15 protein-coding genes and 3 pseudogenes are annotated in these 16738 nt (G+C 66.4%); 8 read left to right on the top strand and 10 right to left on the bottom strand.

Features of this window, described 5'->3' with window-relative positions:
* Window positions 1-12: 12 nt before the first annotated feature.
* A complete protein-coding gene (locus JOF48_RS02190; RefSeq protein ID WP_209684034.1) occupies window positions 13-780 on the top strand; it encodes an ABC transporter ATP-binding protein in 768 nt (255 codons plus the stop codon).
* The gene (locus tag JOF48_RS02185) at window positions 777-1979 is read left to right on the top strand and encodes an ABC transporter permease (RefSeq protein WP_209676890.1); all 1203 of its coding nucleotides are present in this window, start codon (window positions 777-779) and stop codon (window positions 1977-1979) included. The genes JOF48_RS02190 and JOF48_RS02185 overlap by 4 nt, the downstream gene beginning before the upstream one ends.
* A 457-nt stretch (window positions 1980-2436) precedes the next feature.
* Here JOF48_RS02185 and trhA read toward each other — a convergent pair whose 3' ends face one another.
* Complete coding sequence (gene trhA, locus JOF48_RS02180) at window positions 2437-3078, bottom strand: PAQR family membrane homeostasis protein TrhA (RefSeq protein ID WP_209676888.1); 642 nt, start codon at window positions 3076-3078, stop codon at window positions 2437-2439.
* Between the two features lie 175 nt (window positions 3079-3253).
* Between trhA and JOF48_RS02175 the strand changes: the two genes are divergently transcribed.
* The 3 genes from JOF48_RS02175 to phoH2 all read left to right on the top strand — a co-directional run bounded on the left by JOF48_RS02175 (window position 3254) and on the right by phoH2 (window position 6213).
* Window positions 3254-4015: an isoprenyl transferase gene (locus JOF48_RS02175; RefSeq protein WP_209684032.1), complete on the top strand. Its 762-nt coding sequence runs from the start codon at window positions 3254-3256 to the stop codon at window positions 4013-4015.
* An 8-nt stretch (window positions 4016-4023) separates the two neighbouring features.
* A complete protein-coding gene (locus JOF48_RS02170) occupies window positions 4024-4698 on the top strand; it encodes a YoaK family protein (RefSeq protein ID WP_342591131.1) in 675 nt (224 codons plus the stop codon).
* A 228-nt stretch (window positions 4699-4926) separates the two neighbouring features.
* Window positions 4927-6213, top strand: a complete 1287-nt coding sequence (phoH2, locus tag JOF48_RS02165) for an RNA 5'-3' helicase PhoH2 (protein ID WP_245346684.1) — start codon at window positions 4927-4929, stop codon at window positions 6211-6213.
* A 149-nt stretch (window positions 6214-6362) separates the two neighbouring features.
* Here phoH2 and JOF48_RS02160 read toward each other — a convergent pair whose 3' ends face one another.
* From JOF48_RS02160 to JOF48_RS02135, 7 genes and pseudogenes are all read right to left on the bottom strand, one after another.
* Window positions 6363-6881 carry a PDDEXK family nuclease gene (locus JOF48_RS02160; protein ID WP_209676883.1) on the bottom strand — a complete coding sequence of 173 codons (519 nt, stop codon included), beginning with the start codon at window positions 6879-6881 and terminating at the stop codon, window positions 6363-6365.
* 289 nt (window positions 6882-7170) lie between these two features.
* Window positions 7171-7389 (bottom strand): annotated as a pseudogene (locus JOF48_RS19480) (IS3-like element ISAar46 family transposase); the annotation flags it as partial.
* Between the two features lie 16 nt (window positions 7390-7405).
* Window positions 7406-8494, bottom strand: coding sequence for an IS110 family RNA-guided transposase (locus JOF48_RS02155; RefSeq protein WP_209676708.1), 1089 nt, complete (start codon window positions 8492-8494; stop codon window positions 7406-7408).
* A gap of 294 nt (window positions 8495-8788) precedes the next feature.
* Window positions 8789-9562: pseudogene (locus JOF48_RS19475) on the bottom strand (transposase); the annotation flags it as partial.
* 64 nt (window positions 9563-9626) lie between these two features.
* Window positions 9627-9954: pseudogene (locus JOF48_RS20120) on the bottom strand (transposase); the annotation flags it as partial.
* Between the two features lie 34 nt (window positions 9955-9988).
* Window positions 9989-10255, bottom strand: a complete 267-nt coding sequence (locus JOF48_RS02140; RefSeq protein WP_209676877.1) for a hypothetical protein — start codon at window positions 10253-10255, stop codon at window positions 9989-9991.
* Window positions 10256-10402: 147 nt separating this feature from the next.
* Window positions 10403-11212: a hypothetical protein gene (locus JOF48_RS02135; protein WP_209676875.1), complete on the bottom strand. Its 810-nt coding sequence runs from the start codon at window positions 11210-11212 to the stop codon at window positions 10403-10405.
* A gap of 58 nt (window positions 11213-11270) precedes the next feature.
* Between JOF48_RS02135 and JOF48_RS02130 the strand changes: the two genes are divergently transcribed.
* Window positions 11271-11780 (top strand): prepilin peptidase, encoded by a 510-nt coding sequence (locus tag JOF48_RS02130; RefSeq protein WP_209676873.1) that lies wholly within the window; start codon window positions 11271-11273, stop codon window positions 11778-11780.
* Window positions 11781-11878: 98 nt separating this feature from the next.
* Here the strand turns inward: JOF48_RS02130 and JOF48_RS02125 are convergent, their stop codons facing one another.
* Together JOF48_RS02125 and JOF48_RS02120 are read right to left on the bottom strand one after the other, a co-directional pair.
* A complete protein-coding gene (locus JOF48_RS02125) occupies window positions 11879-12541 on the bottom strand; it encodes a response regulator (RefSeq protein ID WP_209676871.1) in 663 nt (220 codons plus the stop codon).
* Window positions 12538-14394, bottom strand: a complete 1857-nt coding sequence (locus JOF48_RS02120; protein ID WP_209676869.1) for a sensor histidine kinase — start codon at window positions 14392-14394, stop codon at window positions 12538-12540. Before JOF48_RS02120 ends, JOF48_RS02125 begins: the two co-directional genes overlap by 4 nt.
* 154 nt (window positions 14395-14548) lie before the next feature.
* On the opposite strand from JOF48_RS02120, the gene JOF48_RS02115 reads away from it, so the two are divergent.
* Window positions 14549-16048 carry a CitMHS family transporter gene (locus JOF48_RS02115; protein ID WP_209676867.1) on the top strand — a complete coding sequence of 500 codons (1500 nt, stop codon included), beginning with the start codon at window positions 14549-14551 and terminating at the stop codon, window positions 16046-16048.
* Window positions 16049-16251: 203 nt separating this feature from the next.
* Window positions 16252-16725, top strand: coding sequence for an NUDIX hydrolase (locus tag JOF48_RS02110; RefSeq protein ID WP_209676865.1), 474 nt, complete (start codon window positions 16252-16254; stop codon window positions 16723-16725).
* Window positions 16726-16738 lie beyond the last annotated feature (13 nt).

Raw genomic sequence — 16738 nt, 5'->3', positions numbered from 1 at the left:
GTCGACCAAGACATGCCGGAAGCCTGGCCGCAGGACGACGGCGGCACAGCAGGCCAGGGCAACCCGCCGCTCGTGGACCTGCGGGACGTGACCCGCACCGTCCTGCTGCCCGACGACGAGCAGCTGCACATCCTGCGCGGCATCGACCTGCAGATCCGGGTCGGCGACCACACGGCCATCGTGGGCCGCTCCGGCTGCGGCAAGTCCACGCTGCTGAACATCCTGGGCCTACTGGACTCGCCCACCACCGGCACCATGGCCTTTGAAGGCCGGCCCGTGGCGAAGCTGGGGAACAATGCGCGCGCCAAAATGCGCGGTGCCAGCATCGGATTCGTGTTCCAGCAGTTCAACCTGCTCCCCGGACGCAGCGCCCTGGAGAATGTCATGACCCCGCTCATGTACGGCACGGCGAAGGAATTCTGGCAGCGCAACAAGATTGCCATGGACATGCTGGACAGGGTGGGCCTGGCGGCACGCGCAGCCACGCAGCCGCACATGCTCTCCGGCGGTGAGCAGCAGCGCGTGGCGATCGCCCGTGCACTGGTTCGCCGTCCCCGCCTGATCCTCGCCGACGAGCCCACGGGCGCCCTCGACGTGGAAACCGGGCAGGCCGTCATGGACCTGCTCGACACCATCGCCACGGAGTCCGGGGCCGCCCTGGTCACCATCACCCACGACCTCAACGTGGCAGCCCGCGCCCGCACCCGCTACCGGCTCGACACCGGTGTGCTCTCCATGGACGCCTCCGCGGAACCCGACCTTGTGGCGGTGGGAGCATGACGGCGTTCATTTCCACCATGGTGGAGGCCTGGTCGGAGCTGCGCATCCACAAGACCCGCGTGCTGCTGGCACTGGTTGGCGTGGCACTTTCCGTCGCCGTGCTGACCACCGTGGTGGGCATGGGCACGCTGGCCCGCGAGGGCATGCGTGTGGATTCCGAGCGCAACGGCGGCCGCGAGGCAACCCTGTCCGTCACCGCCTTCCCGCGCGGTCCGGAGAACGCCGGCACGGCGACGCTGGACGAGGTGCTGCAGGGCGCAGTGGACCGCTACGGTTTCACGCACGCCTCGCGGTTCACGCAGACGCAGGCCCGCTTCCAGTTCCCCGACGGCGTCCAGATGGTGGACCTCATGGCGGTTGATCCGGCCTATGGCGACATCACCCGGGTGGACATCTCCCAAGGTTCCTGGTTTGCCGCGGACGACGCCGACCGGCTGGCTCCCGCCGTCGTCGTCAACGAAGCTTTTTATCAAGTTGCGGGACGGCCGAACATCACCACGAATCCGAAGGTCACCGTGATTGGCACGGGGCCGGTGACGGGGGTTTTGATCGGCGTGGTGCCGAACATGTATCCGGAGGAGCGGCCGCGGGCCGTGATGCTGACCGAGGCCGTGGATGCGCTCGGGATCAGCGGGGACATGTTTGGGCCGGTGGGGCGGGAGCTGCGCGTCTGGGTGCCGCCGGGCATGGCGGATGAGCTGACGGAGGTGCTGACCCGCGAGGTTGCCCCGCAGCTGCCCGACTATGACGTGGGCGTCTACCGCAGCGACTACGCCGCCTGGGGCGACCCCTTTGCCCCGGTGCAGCTGGCGGTGTCGGGGATAGCGGCGCTGATTCTGCTGCTGGGGGCCGTGGGGCTGCTGAACATTTCCATGGTCACGGTGCGCTACCGGGTGCGGGAGATCGGCATCCGGCGCAGCTTCGGGGCCACCTCCGGGCGCATTTTTACCGGCGTCATGATGGAGTCCGTGGTGGCCACGACGGTGGCCGGTGCCCTGGGCGTCATGCTGGCCGTCGCGGTGGTGAAGAACCCGTGGGTGGAGGAAAAGATCGCTCCGGGCCTGGACGTGTATCCGGCGTTCCCCGTGGAGGCCGCGCTGCTGGGCCTGGGCTCGGCAGTGGTGGTGGGTGCCTTTGCGGGCGCCATCCCCGCCCTCGTGGCGATCCGCGTAAAGGTCATTGACGCCATCCGCTTCTAGCTTCTCCATTCCGACGCTGTCGCAGCATTGGCTGGGTTTCTTCCGACGCTGTCGCAGCACTGGCTGATTTATTGCCCGACCCCGTCGCAGTCAAGGTCTCATTTCTGGTTCCCGCTGCAGCCGGCCGGAAACAGCAGTCGGCGGCGTGCACTATTCGCCGAGGGGGAAACGCAAAAAGTGAGATTCATCCGGACCCGGCGAGTCAGTCCGGCACCGGGAATCGGAACCGCCGCCATTGCCGGCGGTGGCGGGGATTGGCCCTGGCAGCGGGCAGGATCCGGTGTGCAGGGTCCTGCCCGCCCGCCGCCCAGATTGCCGCTGTCCGCCTGAAACCAGTCGTTGGTGCGACAGGGTTGGCGTGAAAGCAACCATTGGTGCGACAGCGTCGAGGAAAAACCAGCCAATGGTGCGACAGCGTCGGGGTCGGGGTGCGAGGGCTGGGCTGGCGGTGGGGAGGTCAGGCGAAAACTACCAGCACCACGGCCAGGAAGTGCGTGGCGAAGGCGGCCACAGTCAAGGCGTGGAACAGTTCGTGGAAGCCGAAATGTCGGCGGCTGAAGTTGGGCTTCTTGATGCCGTAGATGACGGCGCCCGCGATGTACATGGCCCCGCCCGCGCAAATCAGGATGGTGGGCAGCGGCCCCGCAGCCCAGAATTGGGGCAGAAAAAACAGCGCCGTCACGCCCAGCAACACGTATATGGGAACATACAGCCAGCGCGGTGCGCCCACCCACAGCACCCGGAAGATGACGCCGGCAATGGCGCCGATCCAGATCATCCACAGCAGCAGCGTCGCGGTGGGGCGGGGGAGCATCAGGTACGACAGCGGAGTGTAGGTTCCGGCAATCACCAGCATGATGTTGCTGTGGTCCAGCCGCTTCAAGGTGGCCTTGGCAGACGGGGACCAGTTCCCTCGGTGATATAGCGCGCTCGTGCCAAAAAGCAGCACGCCGGTGAAAATGTAGATGGCACACGTAACCTTGGCGGCGGTTCCCGGGGCAAAAACCACCAGCAGGATCCCGGCGATGAGCACCAGCGGCGCCGTTCCGGCATGCAGCCAGCCGCGCCAGGTGGGTTTGAGTTCGGCGGTGCTCGTCATGGTCGAAGCCTATCGCAACGGCTGCTAAGTTACTCGCTGGTACAAAGTAGCAAGACAACTCCTAATGAGATTATTTGGCCGGGGCAGGTAGTCTAGAGCTTGCAAGATTCGTAAGGCCGCAGGGCCGTTATTCGCAAAGGTCCGGTGCACTTTCATGCGGTTGTCCACCGCGTCCATGCGGATGCCAAAGATTCTCTACAACTTCTACGAACGCCGCCTGGCCAATTCGCTGGACCTCTCCAGCGTCCCCGCCCACATAGGCGTGATGGTTGACGGCAACCGCCGCTGGGCCAAGCAGTTCAACGCCCCCACGAGCCAGGGCCACCAGGCCGGCGCCGACAAGATCCTGGAATTCCTCGGCTGGTGCCAGGACCTGGGCATCAAGGTTGTCACCCTCTACATGCTCTCCACCGACAACATGAGCCGCTCGCCGGAAGAGCTTGATGAGCTCATGGGCATCATCGCCAACACCCTTGACCTGCTCGACGCCGACACCGACATCAGCGTCCACGCAATGGGCGCCCCGGAACTGCTGCCGGACTACCTGGCCGCACGGCTCTCCTCGCTCACCGCCCGCGTTCCCGCCAAGGAGCGCATCCACGTCAACATGGCTATTGGTTACGGCGGGCGGCGGGAAATTGTCGACGCCGTCCGGGAGCTCCTGCACGACGCGGACTCCGCGGGGCGCACCATGGCAGACGTTGCGGACACCCTGACGGTGGATGACATCTCCAAGTTCCTTTACACCCGCGGCCAGCCCGATCCCGACCTGGTCATCCGCACCTCGGGGGAGCAGCGCCTCTCAGGATTCCTGATGTGGCAGAGCGCCTACAGTGAGTTCTACTTCTGCGAGGCCCTGTGGCCGGCGTTCCGGAAGATCGACTTCCTGCGGGCGCTCCGCGACTACGCCGGACGCAGCCGCCGCTTCGGCAATTAGGCGCACGCGTGCAAAAACACCGGCGCTCCGAAATGACCCTCGCCGCCGTGCTCGCCTGCGCGGCCGGGTTCGTGGACGCCGTGGGCTTCATCCACCTGGGCGGCTACTTTGTCTCCTTCATGAGCGGGAACTCGACCCGGGGCGGCACGTCCCTGGCCGAGGGAAACTGGATGGGCTTCGCGATCGCCTTCGGGCTGGTCGCCGCATTCCTCTTCGGCGTCATCACCGCAGCGATCCTGCGGCGGCTGGTCCCGTCCCGCAAGCGGCTGGCCGTCCTGCTGTACGTGACAGCGGCACTGGCCAGCGCCGTCGCACTCTTTGATTTGGGCGTGGCCGGGTGGCTGGCGCCGGCGATGATGGCGGTGGCGATGGGTGCCGAGAACGTCATTTTTGAGCGCGACGGCGAGGTCAGCATCGGCCTGACCTACATGACCGGGACGCTGGTGAAGATGGGCCAGCACATCGCCAACGCGGTGACCGGCGGTGACAAGACGCTGTGGCAGCGGTATGCGCTGCTGTGGCTCTCGCTCACGACGGGGTCGATCATTGGCGGCGTGGCGTACCTGGCGCTGAACCTGAACGCGCTGTGGATTGCCGTGGCGGTGTTGGTGGGCGGGGTGCTGTTCAACGACTGGATCCGCCGGAATCCGCCGCGCCCGCCGGCCACGCGCGTGGTTTTGTAGCCTGCGGCGTTCACGCAACGTTCATGCGGCGCCGTGGCGTGGCGCCCCCCGCGGCCGGGCGTTTCGGCGTAGTTTGGGCATAACGGAGGGCAACTCCGCCCGACGTACCGAGTAGATTTCCGGTTGCGCCCAGCAGCCGGAAGGGCTGGAGCCGACGTGGTTGAAACATTGCACACCGAGCAGCATTCCCCCAACCCTCACACCCCCGGCGCGCAGGCCGGCACGAAGCTGCGCACCTACGTCATCGACACTTCCGTTTTGCTCTCCGACCCCCGCGCCATCATGCGCTTCGCCGAACACCACGTGGTGGTGCCGATCGTGGTGGTCTCCGAGCTGGAGGGCAAGCGCCACGACCCCGAGCTGGGCTACTTCGCCCGTGCCGCCCTCCGCCTGCTGGATGAGCTGCGCGAGACCCACGGCGGACTGGACACCCCCGTTCCCCTGGGGCACGACGGCGGGACGTTGCGTGTGGAGCTCAACCACGTTTCGCTTGAGGTGCTTCCGGCGGGCATGCGGGGAATGGACAACGATTCACGCATCCTTGCCGTGGCGAAGAACCTGGCCAGTGAGGGGCACGAGGTCAGCGTGGTCTCCAAGGACGTGCCCATGCGCGTCAAGGCCTCCGCGCTGGGCCTGGCCGCGGAGGAGTACCGCAACGAGCTGGTGCCCGATTCCGGATGGACGGGCGTGGCCGAGGTCGATGCCACCGACGATGAGGTGGCGGCGCTGTACAGCCAAGAGCCCGTGCCCATCCCGGATGCCGCCGTGCTGCCGGTCAACACTTCGCTGATCATCAGCAGCAACCGCGGCTCCGCACTGGGCCGGGTGGGCGAGGACCGGCAGGTGCGGCTGGTGCGCGGGGACAGGGAGGTGTTCGGCCTGCACGGGCGCTCCGCCGAGCAGCGGCTGGCCTTGGACCTGCTCATGGACCCGGAGGTGGGCATTGTGTCCCTGGGCGGACGGGCCGGCACCGGCAAGAGCGCACTGGCCCTGTGCGCCGGGCTCGAAGCGGTTCTGGAACGCAACGAGCACCGCAAGGTGGTGGTGTTCCGGCCGCTCTACGCGGTGGGCGGGCAGGAACTGGGCTACCTGCCGGGGTCTGAGAGCGAAAAAATGAACCCGTGGGCGCAGGCCGTGTTCGACACCCTGGGGTCGGTGGTCTCCGAGACCGTCATGGACGAGATCATGGCCCGCGGCATGCTGGAGGTGCTGCCGCTGACGCACATCCGCGGCCGCTCGCTCCACGACTCCTTCGTGATTGTGGACGAGGCTCAGTCGCTGGAGAAAAACGTGCTGCTGACGGTCATGAGCCGGATCGGCCAGCGCTCCAAGATCGTCCTCACCCACGACGTCGCCCAGCGCGACAACCTCCGCGTGGGCCGGCACGACGGAGTGGCAGCCGTGGTGGAGACGCTCAAGGGCAACCCGCTGTTCGGGCACGTGACGCTGACCCGTTCGGAGCGTTCGCCGATCGCGGCGCTCGTGACGGAAATGCTGGAGCGGGCGGAAATCTAGCCTCTTCCTTCCTCTCCCATCGTCTATGACGCACTAGTTGTAGCAATTTCGCGAAAGCAAGCGCTTTCCAGTGCAACTGCTGCGTCATAGACGGGAGGGGCGGCAAGGTGCCCGGTGGGGACTGGGGTGCAGCACGAGAAACGGCAGGCTCAGTGGTCCGATGCGCTCCGCCAACCGCGCGAGTGGAGGGCGTCGCGGATCTTCCGGACCGCTTCCTTGGCATCGTTGAGCATATGCGTCTTCATGATCCGGACTTCGATCCAACCGGCCCGGCGGTAGTCGTCGGCACGTTCAACGTCCCGCACCACCTGGCGGGGGTCATTGTGGGTGTCGCCGTCGTATTCGGAGGCGACTTTGTATTCAGGGTAGGACTGGTCCGGGGTTCGGGACACTCCGGGCGACAACGTGGTTGGCACGTTTAGCTCCGGCTCCGGAAGGCCCGCACGCCCACAGGCCAGCCGCACCTTGGTTTCCTGCGGCGAATCCGAGCCAACTCTGGCAAGCCTGAGGGCCTCCCTGGCCTTGACGATGCCGGGGGTTCCCTTGTGTCGATCAAGCATCGCGGCCAACTCTGGCATGGTTGCGTAAGGTTCCGAGCGGCCTTCAAACGCTTCACGGGGAACGCGGACAAGATGATCCGCCACCACGACCAGTTCATCCACGCTCATCTTGCGGGCGCAATCCAACCAGGTTCTCACCCGGGTTGTGATCCACAGCCCGTCATGGAATTCAACCTCGTCGTCGCGGAACATGGCACGATGAGCTTCGATCCCTTGCCGTCTGGGAGAAGTGTGCGGATATTGGCGGGAGATGTGGATTCGTGGGCTGTCTGCTCCCGGCAGGAAACCGGGGAATTCCCAGATGGCAAACGCCGTGGCGTGGGATGCGGCGGAATATCCGGTAACAAGGGTGAGGGGGCGGGTCGGAATTTTTCAAGTCGGGTGGTACCAACGGGAGTTAGGCGGCTTGTTTCTGGGTGCTTTCCTTTGGTTTGTTGATCCACGCCGGCCCGGGCAGGTCGAGGATCTTGGGGTCAGTGTTTTTGTTGAAGCGAATCGGGTTTTTTGACCGGGCTGCGGCGAGTGTTTCGGAGCGTTGCCTGGCTATCTCGGCGGCGAGGCCGTAGTGGACGTTTGCGGGTGTGTGGAAGCCGATTCCGGAGTGTTGGTGGTCATGGACTCTTCTATATCTGTCAAGCCGCTTCCTGCACCTTTGTCGCCTGAGCCGCGGCAGTCAGAATCCTGAACACCCGACGGGCCAGATAGCGCTTGATGCAACGTCGGATTTCTTTGTCGGTCTTACCTTCGGCACGTCGTTTCTCGACGTAGTCGCAGGTTTCAGAGTCGTAGGTCATCCTGGTGATCGCGGCCATGTGAAGAGCACTGTTGAGCCTTCTATCGCCTCCACGGTTCAGCCGATGCCGAACGGTGTTCCCGGACGATGCGGGGATGGGATTCACGCCGGCCAGACAGGAGAAGGCAGCCTCGCTACGGACCCGTCCCTCGTGCGACCACGCCACCAGACATTTCGCCGCGGCGACCGCCTGGAATCCCTTCTCCTCAAGCAGGGGCGCGGCTTCGCTGACCTTGACCAGCTCGTCCAGCTTTTGCTCGTTGGACTCCAACTGCTCACCGAGGTCCAGGATGTGTTTGGCGAGGCGGACCGCCTCGGAGCGGGCGATACTCAAAGCCAGTTCTTCCACGCGTTCACGCCAGCGTGAGATCTCCTCGATCTGGACTGGGGTGAGCTTCCTGCGGGCATCAATGCCGAGATTGTTACTTCGTACCAAAGCGTTCAATGCGTTGATCGAACGGGTACGGCCCTTGGTCATGGACTCGCGGGCGGTGACCAGGATCCGCAAGCCTTGGCGGATCCCTTCATTCAAGCGGGGGCAGCGCAGTTTCTCGACCGGCAACGACAGCACGGCCATGCCCATCCGGTGGGCGTCCAAGGCATCGGTTTTACCGACACCGCGGTTCTTCTTGGCATCCATACGAGGAGCCTCGGTAACGGGGAATCCATGGGCGGCTACGGTACCGGCGAGGATCGCTCCGTAGGACGCGGCTCCCTCGATAACCCAGAGGGTATCGGCGTCGGCGTTGGTGCGGCGTGCGACCCATTTGATGGCGCGGTTGATACCGGCCGCGGTAGTCGGGAAAGACTGCGTATCCAGCAGTGCGCCATTGGTGGCGTCAAGGATGGCGTAGACGTGGTTGCGTGCGTGAGTGTCGACACCCACGACAAATGGGTGGCAATGAGAGACGATAGACAGAGCGGTCACCGTGCTTTTCCTTTTGTGATGGACTTGGTTGGTGGCCGTTGACGGCCGGTACAAGTCCGGGTAGGAATCACTACGGAACAGAACTGTGAGGGGTCACGCCCGTGAGGGTGGACAATCTTCTAATCAAGCTACCGTGGTGGGCCGGACGGGTACCGGCCGAACCATCCTGGTAGACGGACAAGTCCACAAAAGGACACCATGAGGGTCAGTTGTACCAAGGGTCACGCCTGCAGTGTGGAGCGGCCGGTAACTATCCTGCCAGCCAGTCCCAGACCAGCTAAAACAAGTCTCACAGTTGTACCAGTCCACGAACTCGCTGATGAAGGCCCTGGCATCGGGCAGGGATGCAAAGCGTTCGGGGAAAGTGGGGCCGAACTTCATTGTCTTGAACAAGCTCTCAGAACACGGATTATCGTTGCTGACCCGGGGTCGGGAATGGGACTGGGTGACTTCCAAATCGGCCAGCAGCGTGGCCACGGTCTTCGACGTCATCGAGGTGCCGCGGTCGGCGTGAAGGACGTGCGGGATGCCGTGGATGCCGAACATTTCCTTCATCATCTCCACCGCCAAATCGCCGGTTTCGGTGGCGTGCACGTGCGCGCCGACGATGAACCGCGAATGGATGTCCACGGCCATGTAGCAGTCAAAGTATTTACCCTTGACCGGGCCAGCCAATTTCGTAATATCCCACGTGATCACCTCGCCAGGTGCGTTGGCCACGAGCTCAGGCACGGCCCGGGGCGGATGCTTGGCCAGGCGGCGGCGTTCCTTGACCTGCTGGTTCTCCTCCAACACCCGGTACATCGTTGAGACAGAGCCCAGATAGACGCCCACATCAAGGAGCTTGGTGTAGACCTGCTGGGGTGCCAGATCAACGAACTCGGGCGAGTTCACCGCGGCCAGAAGCTCGGTCCGTTCGGCGGGACTGAGCTTGTTCGGCGGGACCACCGGTGCATGGTCCCGGGGCTCGGCCGGCTTCCGATTCATGGTCGTCCTCGAGACGCCGGCCAGAACCGCGGCACGACGCTGGGGAACCCCCACTGCGAGGAGTTCCTTGTAGGCGGCCATCAGCGCTTGCCGGGCTTCGGCCCGCCTTCCTCCCTCTCGGAGAGATCCTCCAAGAGAGCGTGAAGTTTTCCCAGCACACCCAGGGCTGCCTCGGAGGTCTTCAACCGGCCCTGCGTCACCTCCAACTGGCGGCGCAAACGCGCGATCTCGGCCTGGTCCTTGGAGAGCCTGCCGATGGACTCCCCGGCCTTCTTGCCCTCCAGGACACCGGCGTCACGCAGGCGGCGCCACTCGGTCATCTGGGAGGAATACAAGCCCTCGCGGCGCAGGAAAGCACCACCTTCATTGGAGAGGACAGCGGCCTCGTACTGGACCAAAAAATCAAGCTTCTGCGTGGGGGTGTACGACCTACGACGGGTCGGGCCACCGGCACGCGGACCGGAACTACTCATGCCACCATCATGGCCTACCGCGGACAAAACTGGACTAGACATTATTACTGGTTTCCTGGTTCTCGCCCCACGCGATCAAACGGACTTGCTCTTTCACCGTGGTACCGTCCCAGCCTGACACGTAGGGGGTCAGCAACGCGAGTGGGACGTCATCATCGGATCGGAGAGCCTTGATGCCCCGGCTGAGTGTCATGACATCACGGTGGCGCAACTTGCCATAACTCAGCCCTGATTGGGCAGCCTCGGCCACAGTGAACGGCGAGGCCTGAAATTTCCGGGGCAATCCTTGATACGCAGCCATGGATCCAGCATGGCTGGTTTTTGTCCCGCCCGCAGAAAGTTATCCACAGCCTGCCCGCCCCACATTCTATGACGCAGCTGATGCACTGGATAGCGCTTACATTCCCGAAAACGGTACAACAAGTGCGTCATAGCCGGGAGGGGGGGGTCAGGCGTTCGGGCCCAGGTTCCAAGGAATGTGGGCGCGGACGTCTGTCAGGCCCATGCTGACCTCCTCGAAGAGGTCGTCGAGCATGTATTCGTTGATGCCCAGCAGCGCCATCCAGTGCCCCGCCCCGGCGGTTTCACCCTCCAGCGACTGCGATGCCACGCAAATGGACGTCTCCAGGTCAAGGCGGATGGCCGTCCGTCCGGGAAACAGCAGCGGCGCATCGGGAAACAGCGGCCGGTAGCTGGGGTTCGGCGTCAGCACGGCCTCAATCGCCGGCCGCCCGTGGTGGGTCACGGCCGCGATGTCCTCAATCTCGGCCACGTTCGCAAAGGGCGCCTCGAGCGGCACGGGGCGGTCCCCGGCCAGCTCCACCGGATCCAGGCAGGCCGACGCGCGCCCCGTCCCGTACGCCGGCTCGCCATAGCGCGCCTCCGGCCGGCGGACCACATAGCCGTCCTCGTCCTTCACCGGGTTCACCAGCGACGGCTGCAGCAGCCACGGCTTCCGGTTGCCGCTGATGAACAACGAATCCCGCGACTCGTTGATCTTCGTGGTGCTCGCCAGCAGCTTCCCCTCCAGTGTCTCGACCCGCAGCGCGCCCGGCCGCCGCACCCAGCAGTTCAGCGCCAGGTCCGGCAGCCCGCCGCCCGGCCCGGCCCCGCTCCCGGCCGAGGGCACCCAGCTGCGCCCGGGTCCGCCGTCGGGCGCGTTGGGGAACTTTCTGTGCAGCTCAAACCGCACCGTGTCCCAGCGCCACGGGGAGGAGCGGGCGATGTGCCTGAAGGCGTCGGGGGTGTAGGCGGTCATATCCACAGCTTAGCCCCGGCGCGCCAAATTGGTCCGGGGCGCTGGTAGCATCGCGCGTATGGTCACGCGGCTGCTCGAGTTGTGGGAAAACAGTACGACGGCGTTTCTCGCCGCCGCGGCAGCCTGCCTGTACCTGGTGTGGCTGGCTGTGCAATTGAGCGTGGTCGACATCCGCACCCACACGCTGCCCGACCGGCTGGTGCTGCCTGCGTATCCGGTGGCGGGGGTGCTGTTGCTGGTGGCGGCGGTGGCGGGCGGAATGCCGGCCCTGGCCGGGGCGGCCGCGGCGGGCGCGCTGGCGATGGCGGCGCTGTACTGGGTGCTGTGGGCGGTGCAGCCGGCCGGGATCGGCTTCGGTGACGTGAAGCTGGCGGGCGTGCTGGGCCTGTTCCTGGGTTTCCTTGGCTGGCAGCACGTGGTGCTGGGAACCGCTGCGGGCTTCGTGGTGGGTGGGCTGTGGGGGATTGCGCTCATCGTCAGCCGGCGGGGAACGGCCAAGTCCGCGATCCCGTTCGGCCCGTCGATGCTGGCCGGGACCCTGGCCACCATGCTCCTGCTGCCCGTCTGATCCCGCCCCGCACAGGACGCTGTCGCAGCACTGGTTGGTTTTCCGCCGACGCTCTCGCATCTCTGGCTGGTTTTTCGAGGACGCTGTCGCGGCACTGTTCAGTCAGTGGCCGCACTGTAGCGGTGCTCCGGGCGGCCGGTGCTGCCGTAGCGCAGGCCAATGGTGACGGCACCGTCGTCGGCCAGAGCGGAAAGGTAGCGCTGGGCGGTGGTCCGCGAGATCCCAACCGCGGCGGCCACCTCCGCCGTCGACTGGTCCGGGCGGGCGGCCAGGGCGGCGAGCACCGCCGTTTCGGTTGCGGAGACAGATTTCGGCCCCGACGTGGTGGCGGCCGGATGGAGTGCCTGCCACGCAGTTTCGATCCTGTCCTGGGTGAGGGTGACGCTGTCGGACAGCAGCCGCCGGTAGCGGGCGTAACCGCGCAGCCGCGACGCCAACACTTCCGCCGTGAACGGCTTGATGAGGTACCCCAGGGCGCCACGCCGCAGGGCCTTGCGGATGGTGGCCGGATCCGAGGCGGCGCTGAGCATCATGGCGTCCACATCGATGCTGCCGAGCAGATCCAGCCCGGTGGCGTCCGGGAGGTACACGTCCAGCAGGACCAAGTCCGGAGCCGATTCGTGGACGGCCTTGAGCCCGAGGGCCGCAGTGGATGCAGGCGGCAGGGCCCGGAACCCTGGAACGGCGTCGACATAGCTGGCATGCAGGCGGCCCACATGGAAGTCGTCCTCAACTATCAGGACGGTGTAAGTGCTGCTCATGGTCTCTCCTCGGCGGGGGCGGCCGGTGACACGACACCGGGAAGGCGGGCGCAGACGACTGCGCCGTGGGACTGTGGTGAACCGGCGTCGGCGAACCAGACGTCGCCGCCGCGGCGCCGGGCCAGGTGCCGCACGAGGGCCAGGCCCACTCCGTGCCCGGATGCACTGCCGGAGCGCCCCGGCAGGGAGGCGGCAGGATCCGGGCGCCTTTCAGGCGGTGCGGCAGCCGCGGCGGACGCCGTGGGTGGGGGATGCGCGGCGGTGGAGAATCCGTCAGTGAACACCAGCTCGCGCATCTCTGCGGCGCCGGAACCTGCGGCGCCATCGGCCCCACCCGGGCCGGTCGTGACCGGCCGGGGGAGCCCGTCCCCGGAGTCGGCCACCACGATGTGGAGGGTCCCGCCGTCGGCGTGTTCTTCATCGAGCAGCTCAACCTCCACCCAGCGGCTGGGCGATGAGCCGGATACGGCGGCTGAAATGGCGTTGTCCAGGAGGTTGCCGAGCACGGCGGTGACATCCTGGGGATCGGTGATGCGGCCGCGGATGAGCGTTTCGGCCCCGATGCGCAACTCGACGCCGCGCTCATGGGCCTCGATGCTCTTGGCGCCGATGAACGCCTCCAGGTAGGGGTCGCGGAGCATCGCAAGGTCTGCCGCGGGATATTGCAGCGGGCCGTTGGCCACGAGGGAGGAAACGTACTCGCGGGCTTCCTCGGCCCGGTCAATCTGCAGCAGCCCGGCCACGGTGTGGAGCCTGTTCGCGAACTCGTGACGCTGCGCCCGCAGGGCCGTGCCCAATGCGTTGACGGCGTCGAGCTGGCGGGTCAGCGCCTGCACCTCGGTGCGGTCGCGGACCATGATGACCCGGCCCAGGCCCTGCCCGCCGTTTCCGTCGAGCCGCACCGCCCGGGCGCTCACAATGACCACGCGGTCGCCCAGCACGTGCTCGGCGGGGCCGTATTCGCCGCCCCCGGCAGCAGCGGCGTCGGCAAGAAAGGGCGGCAGGCCGCTGTCCGCCAGGGCCAGGCCGCCGTACTGCAAGGTCGAAGCAGGGGCCAGCAGCCGCCGGGCGCCCTCGTTGAAAACGGTGATGGTCCCGTTGGCCGACACCCCGATCACGCCCTCGTCGACGCCCCGCAGCACCGCCTCCTGGTCCTGCGCAAGTCCGGCAATTTCCTCCGGCTCGAGCCCCAGGGTCAGCCGCCGCAGCCGGGACCCCAACAGCACGGACGCCAGCACGCCCAGGGCCAGGGACAGGGCCGCGGTCAGCACCAGCGGCACAATGTTGGCCAGCACTGCGGCGGAGATGTCGTCGCTGGAGAAGCCAACGCTGACCTCGCCCACCACGTCCGCGGCGGCGCCACCGGACCCCGGCGCGTACACGGGCACCTTGGCCCGTGCAGACCGGCCCAGCGTCCCCTTCTCCTGGCTGGTCACCTCGCCCCCGGCCAGCGCCACCGACGGGTCCGTTGATACCTTTTGCCCCAGCAAAGCCGGCGTGGGATGCGCAAGCCGCAGGCCGGCGTCGTCCGTAATCACCACAAACAAGGCGCCGGTGCGCTCCCGGGTGGTCTCGGCGTCGGACTGCAGGACCCCGCCCGCCAGCGTTTCCGGCGTCAGCGCGGACGCCGGGCCGGCCGCGAGGAGGGCGGTTTCACGCCTGACGTCGTCCGAGGAGGCCACGGTCCGGGCCACGGCCAGGGCCCGCGCCTCGGCCTGCTCACCCGCCCACTGGCAGCTGAGCGCCGCGAAGGTGCCGGCCGTGGCCAGCACGACGGCGGCCACCACCGCCAGCTGCACCAGCAGCACGCGCGTGGCAAACCGCAGCCGCGGCGCGGTGCGTGCCTGTTTCACGGGGCCTCCTCGCCGGGCGTGGGTGGGTTTTATGGGCTAAACGTATTCAACGGGCACTACTTGGGTCAAGGGCACTAAACCCCGGGCCGTGATCCGCATCACTATAACTTTGCATGAGTGGGTCGCGGTTGCGGCCGTGTACAAAGGAGTTCTCATGTTGGTCATCCTTGGCTTTGCCATGATAGCGGTGTTCATGACGCTGGTCATGACGAAGAAACTAACGCCCGTCGTGGCGCTGATCGTGATCCCCACGATCTTCGGCCTCTTCGCCGGCGCCGGGCTGGGCATTGGCGACATGGTCATGGACTCCATGAAGTCCCTGACCTCCACGGCGGCCCTGCTCATGTTCGCGATCGTCTTCTTCGGCATGATGATCGACGTCGGCCTGTTCGACCCCCTCGTGAAACTGATCCTGCGCACCCTCGGCAACGACCCCGCCAAGGTGGTTGTCGGCACCGCCGTGCTGGCCGCCGTCGTCTCGCTCGACGGCGACGGCTCCACCACCTTCATCCTCACCACCGCCGCGATGCTGCCCATCTACCTGCGCCTGGGCCTGAGCCCCGTGGTTCTGACCTGCGTGGCCGGCCTGGCCAACGGCACCATGAACATCCTGCCGTGGGGAGGGCCCACCGCCCGCGCCGCCGCCGCACTGAAGGTCTCCCCGTCCGAGGTGTTCGTCCCCATGATCCCCTCACTCGTCGCCGGCATGATCGTGATCTTCCTCTTCGCCTGGCACCTTGGCGTCCGCGAACGCCGCCGCCTGGCGCTGGCCGGGCGGTTGTGGACGCCTGCTGACATGGACGACGCCGGAATTCCCGCAGGCGGAACCGGCACCCCGGGTGCACCCCGGGGCGGCAACGGCCGCAGCGGCTTGCCCCGCGGCGCAGCTTCCGGCACCCTGCTGGTTGTGGACAAACCCCGCTCTGCAGCCCAGGCCCGCTTTGATGCCCAGGTGCTCGCCGTGGCCGAGCAGGACGCGGACTCCGTGAACACTGGCCTGGCCGATTCGCAGCTGGACCCCAATCGCGCCACCCTGCGGCCCAAGCTGTTCTGGTTCAACCTGGTCCTGACGGTGGCCATCATGGTGACCTTGGTTCTTGACGTGCTGCCCCTGGCCTACGTGTTCATGGTGGGTTCGGCCATCGCCCTCATTGTGAACTTCCCCAACGTGAAGGACCAGGCCAAGGCGCTGGTGTCCCATGCCGGCAGCATCGTCGCCGTCGTCTCCATGGTCATGGCCGCGGCCGTGCTGACCGGCGTGCTCAGCGGCACCGGCATGGTCGACGCCATGGCCGCCTGGCTGGTCAGTGTCATCCCCACCTCCATGGGCCCGTACATGGCAGTCATCACCGGCCTGTTGAGCATCCCCATGACGTTTTTCATGAGCAACGACGCCTTCTACTTCGGTGTGCTGCCGGTCCTGAGCGAAACTGCCGCCCACTTCGGGATCGACCCTGCCGCCATGGCCCGGGCCTCAATCACCGGCCAGCCGGTCCACATGCAGAGCCCCCTGGTGCCTGCCATCCTGCTGCTGGTCTCACTGGCCAAGGTGGAACTGGGCGACCACCACAAGAAGGTGCTCTGGCGTGCCCTCGTGGTCTCACTTGTGATGCTCGTCGTGGCCGTCGGCATCGGGGTCATCCCCTTCGGCTAGCTGCCATCCCCGCTGGGGCAGGCGCCAGACGCCGGGCCCGGTCCGGACCGCCGCAAGGCGTCCGGGCCGGGCCCTTCTGCATGGCCAAACCCGATGCTGTCGCAGCATTGTCCGGGCAGGGGATGGGCTGCAGCGGTGCCCCGGCCGGCGGTCACCGCGCATGGTGCAGCCGCCGTGCGGCCTTCTGGCGATAGGCTGGCAGCATGGCATCACCTGACTTCATTGTTGCGCTCCGCGAAAAAATCGGACACGACCCGCTGTGGCTCCCGGGCGTGCGTGCAGTGGTGTTTGACGGCGACGGCCGGGTGCTCCTGGGCGAACGCTCCGACACCGGCGGGTGGGCGCTGATCACCGGCATCCTGGAGCCGGGGGAGGAACCCGGCCCGGGCATGCTGCGCGAGATCTTCGAGGAAACGGCCGTCGTGGCCCGGATCGAGCACCTGCTTGGCGTGGCGGCCGTTGGCCCGGTGACATTTCCCAACGGCGACGTCTGCGACTTCCTGAACATTGAATTCATTTGCCATTACGAAAGCGGCACCGCCCGCGTGAACGACGACGAATCCCTCGCCGTCGGCTGGTTCGCCATCGACGCGCTCCCGCCCCTGCGCCCCGGGCACCTCGACTGCATCCAACGGGCCCTGGCCTTCACCGGCGAACCCCACTTCCAGCGTTCCTGAGACCAGCCGGAGA

The organism is Arthrobacter stackebrandtii (genome assembly GCF_017876675.1).
Taxonomy (GTDB): Bacteria; Actinomycetota; Actinomycetes; order Actinomycetales; family Micrococcaceae; genus Specibacter; species Specibacter stackebrandtii.
Note: the sequence above shows the minus strand (reverse complement) of the source record. Positions and strands in the feature narration are given on the sequence as shown.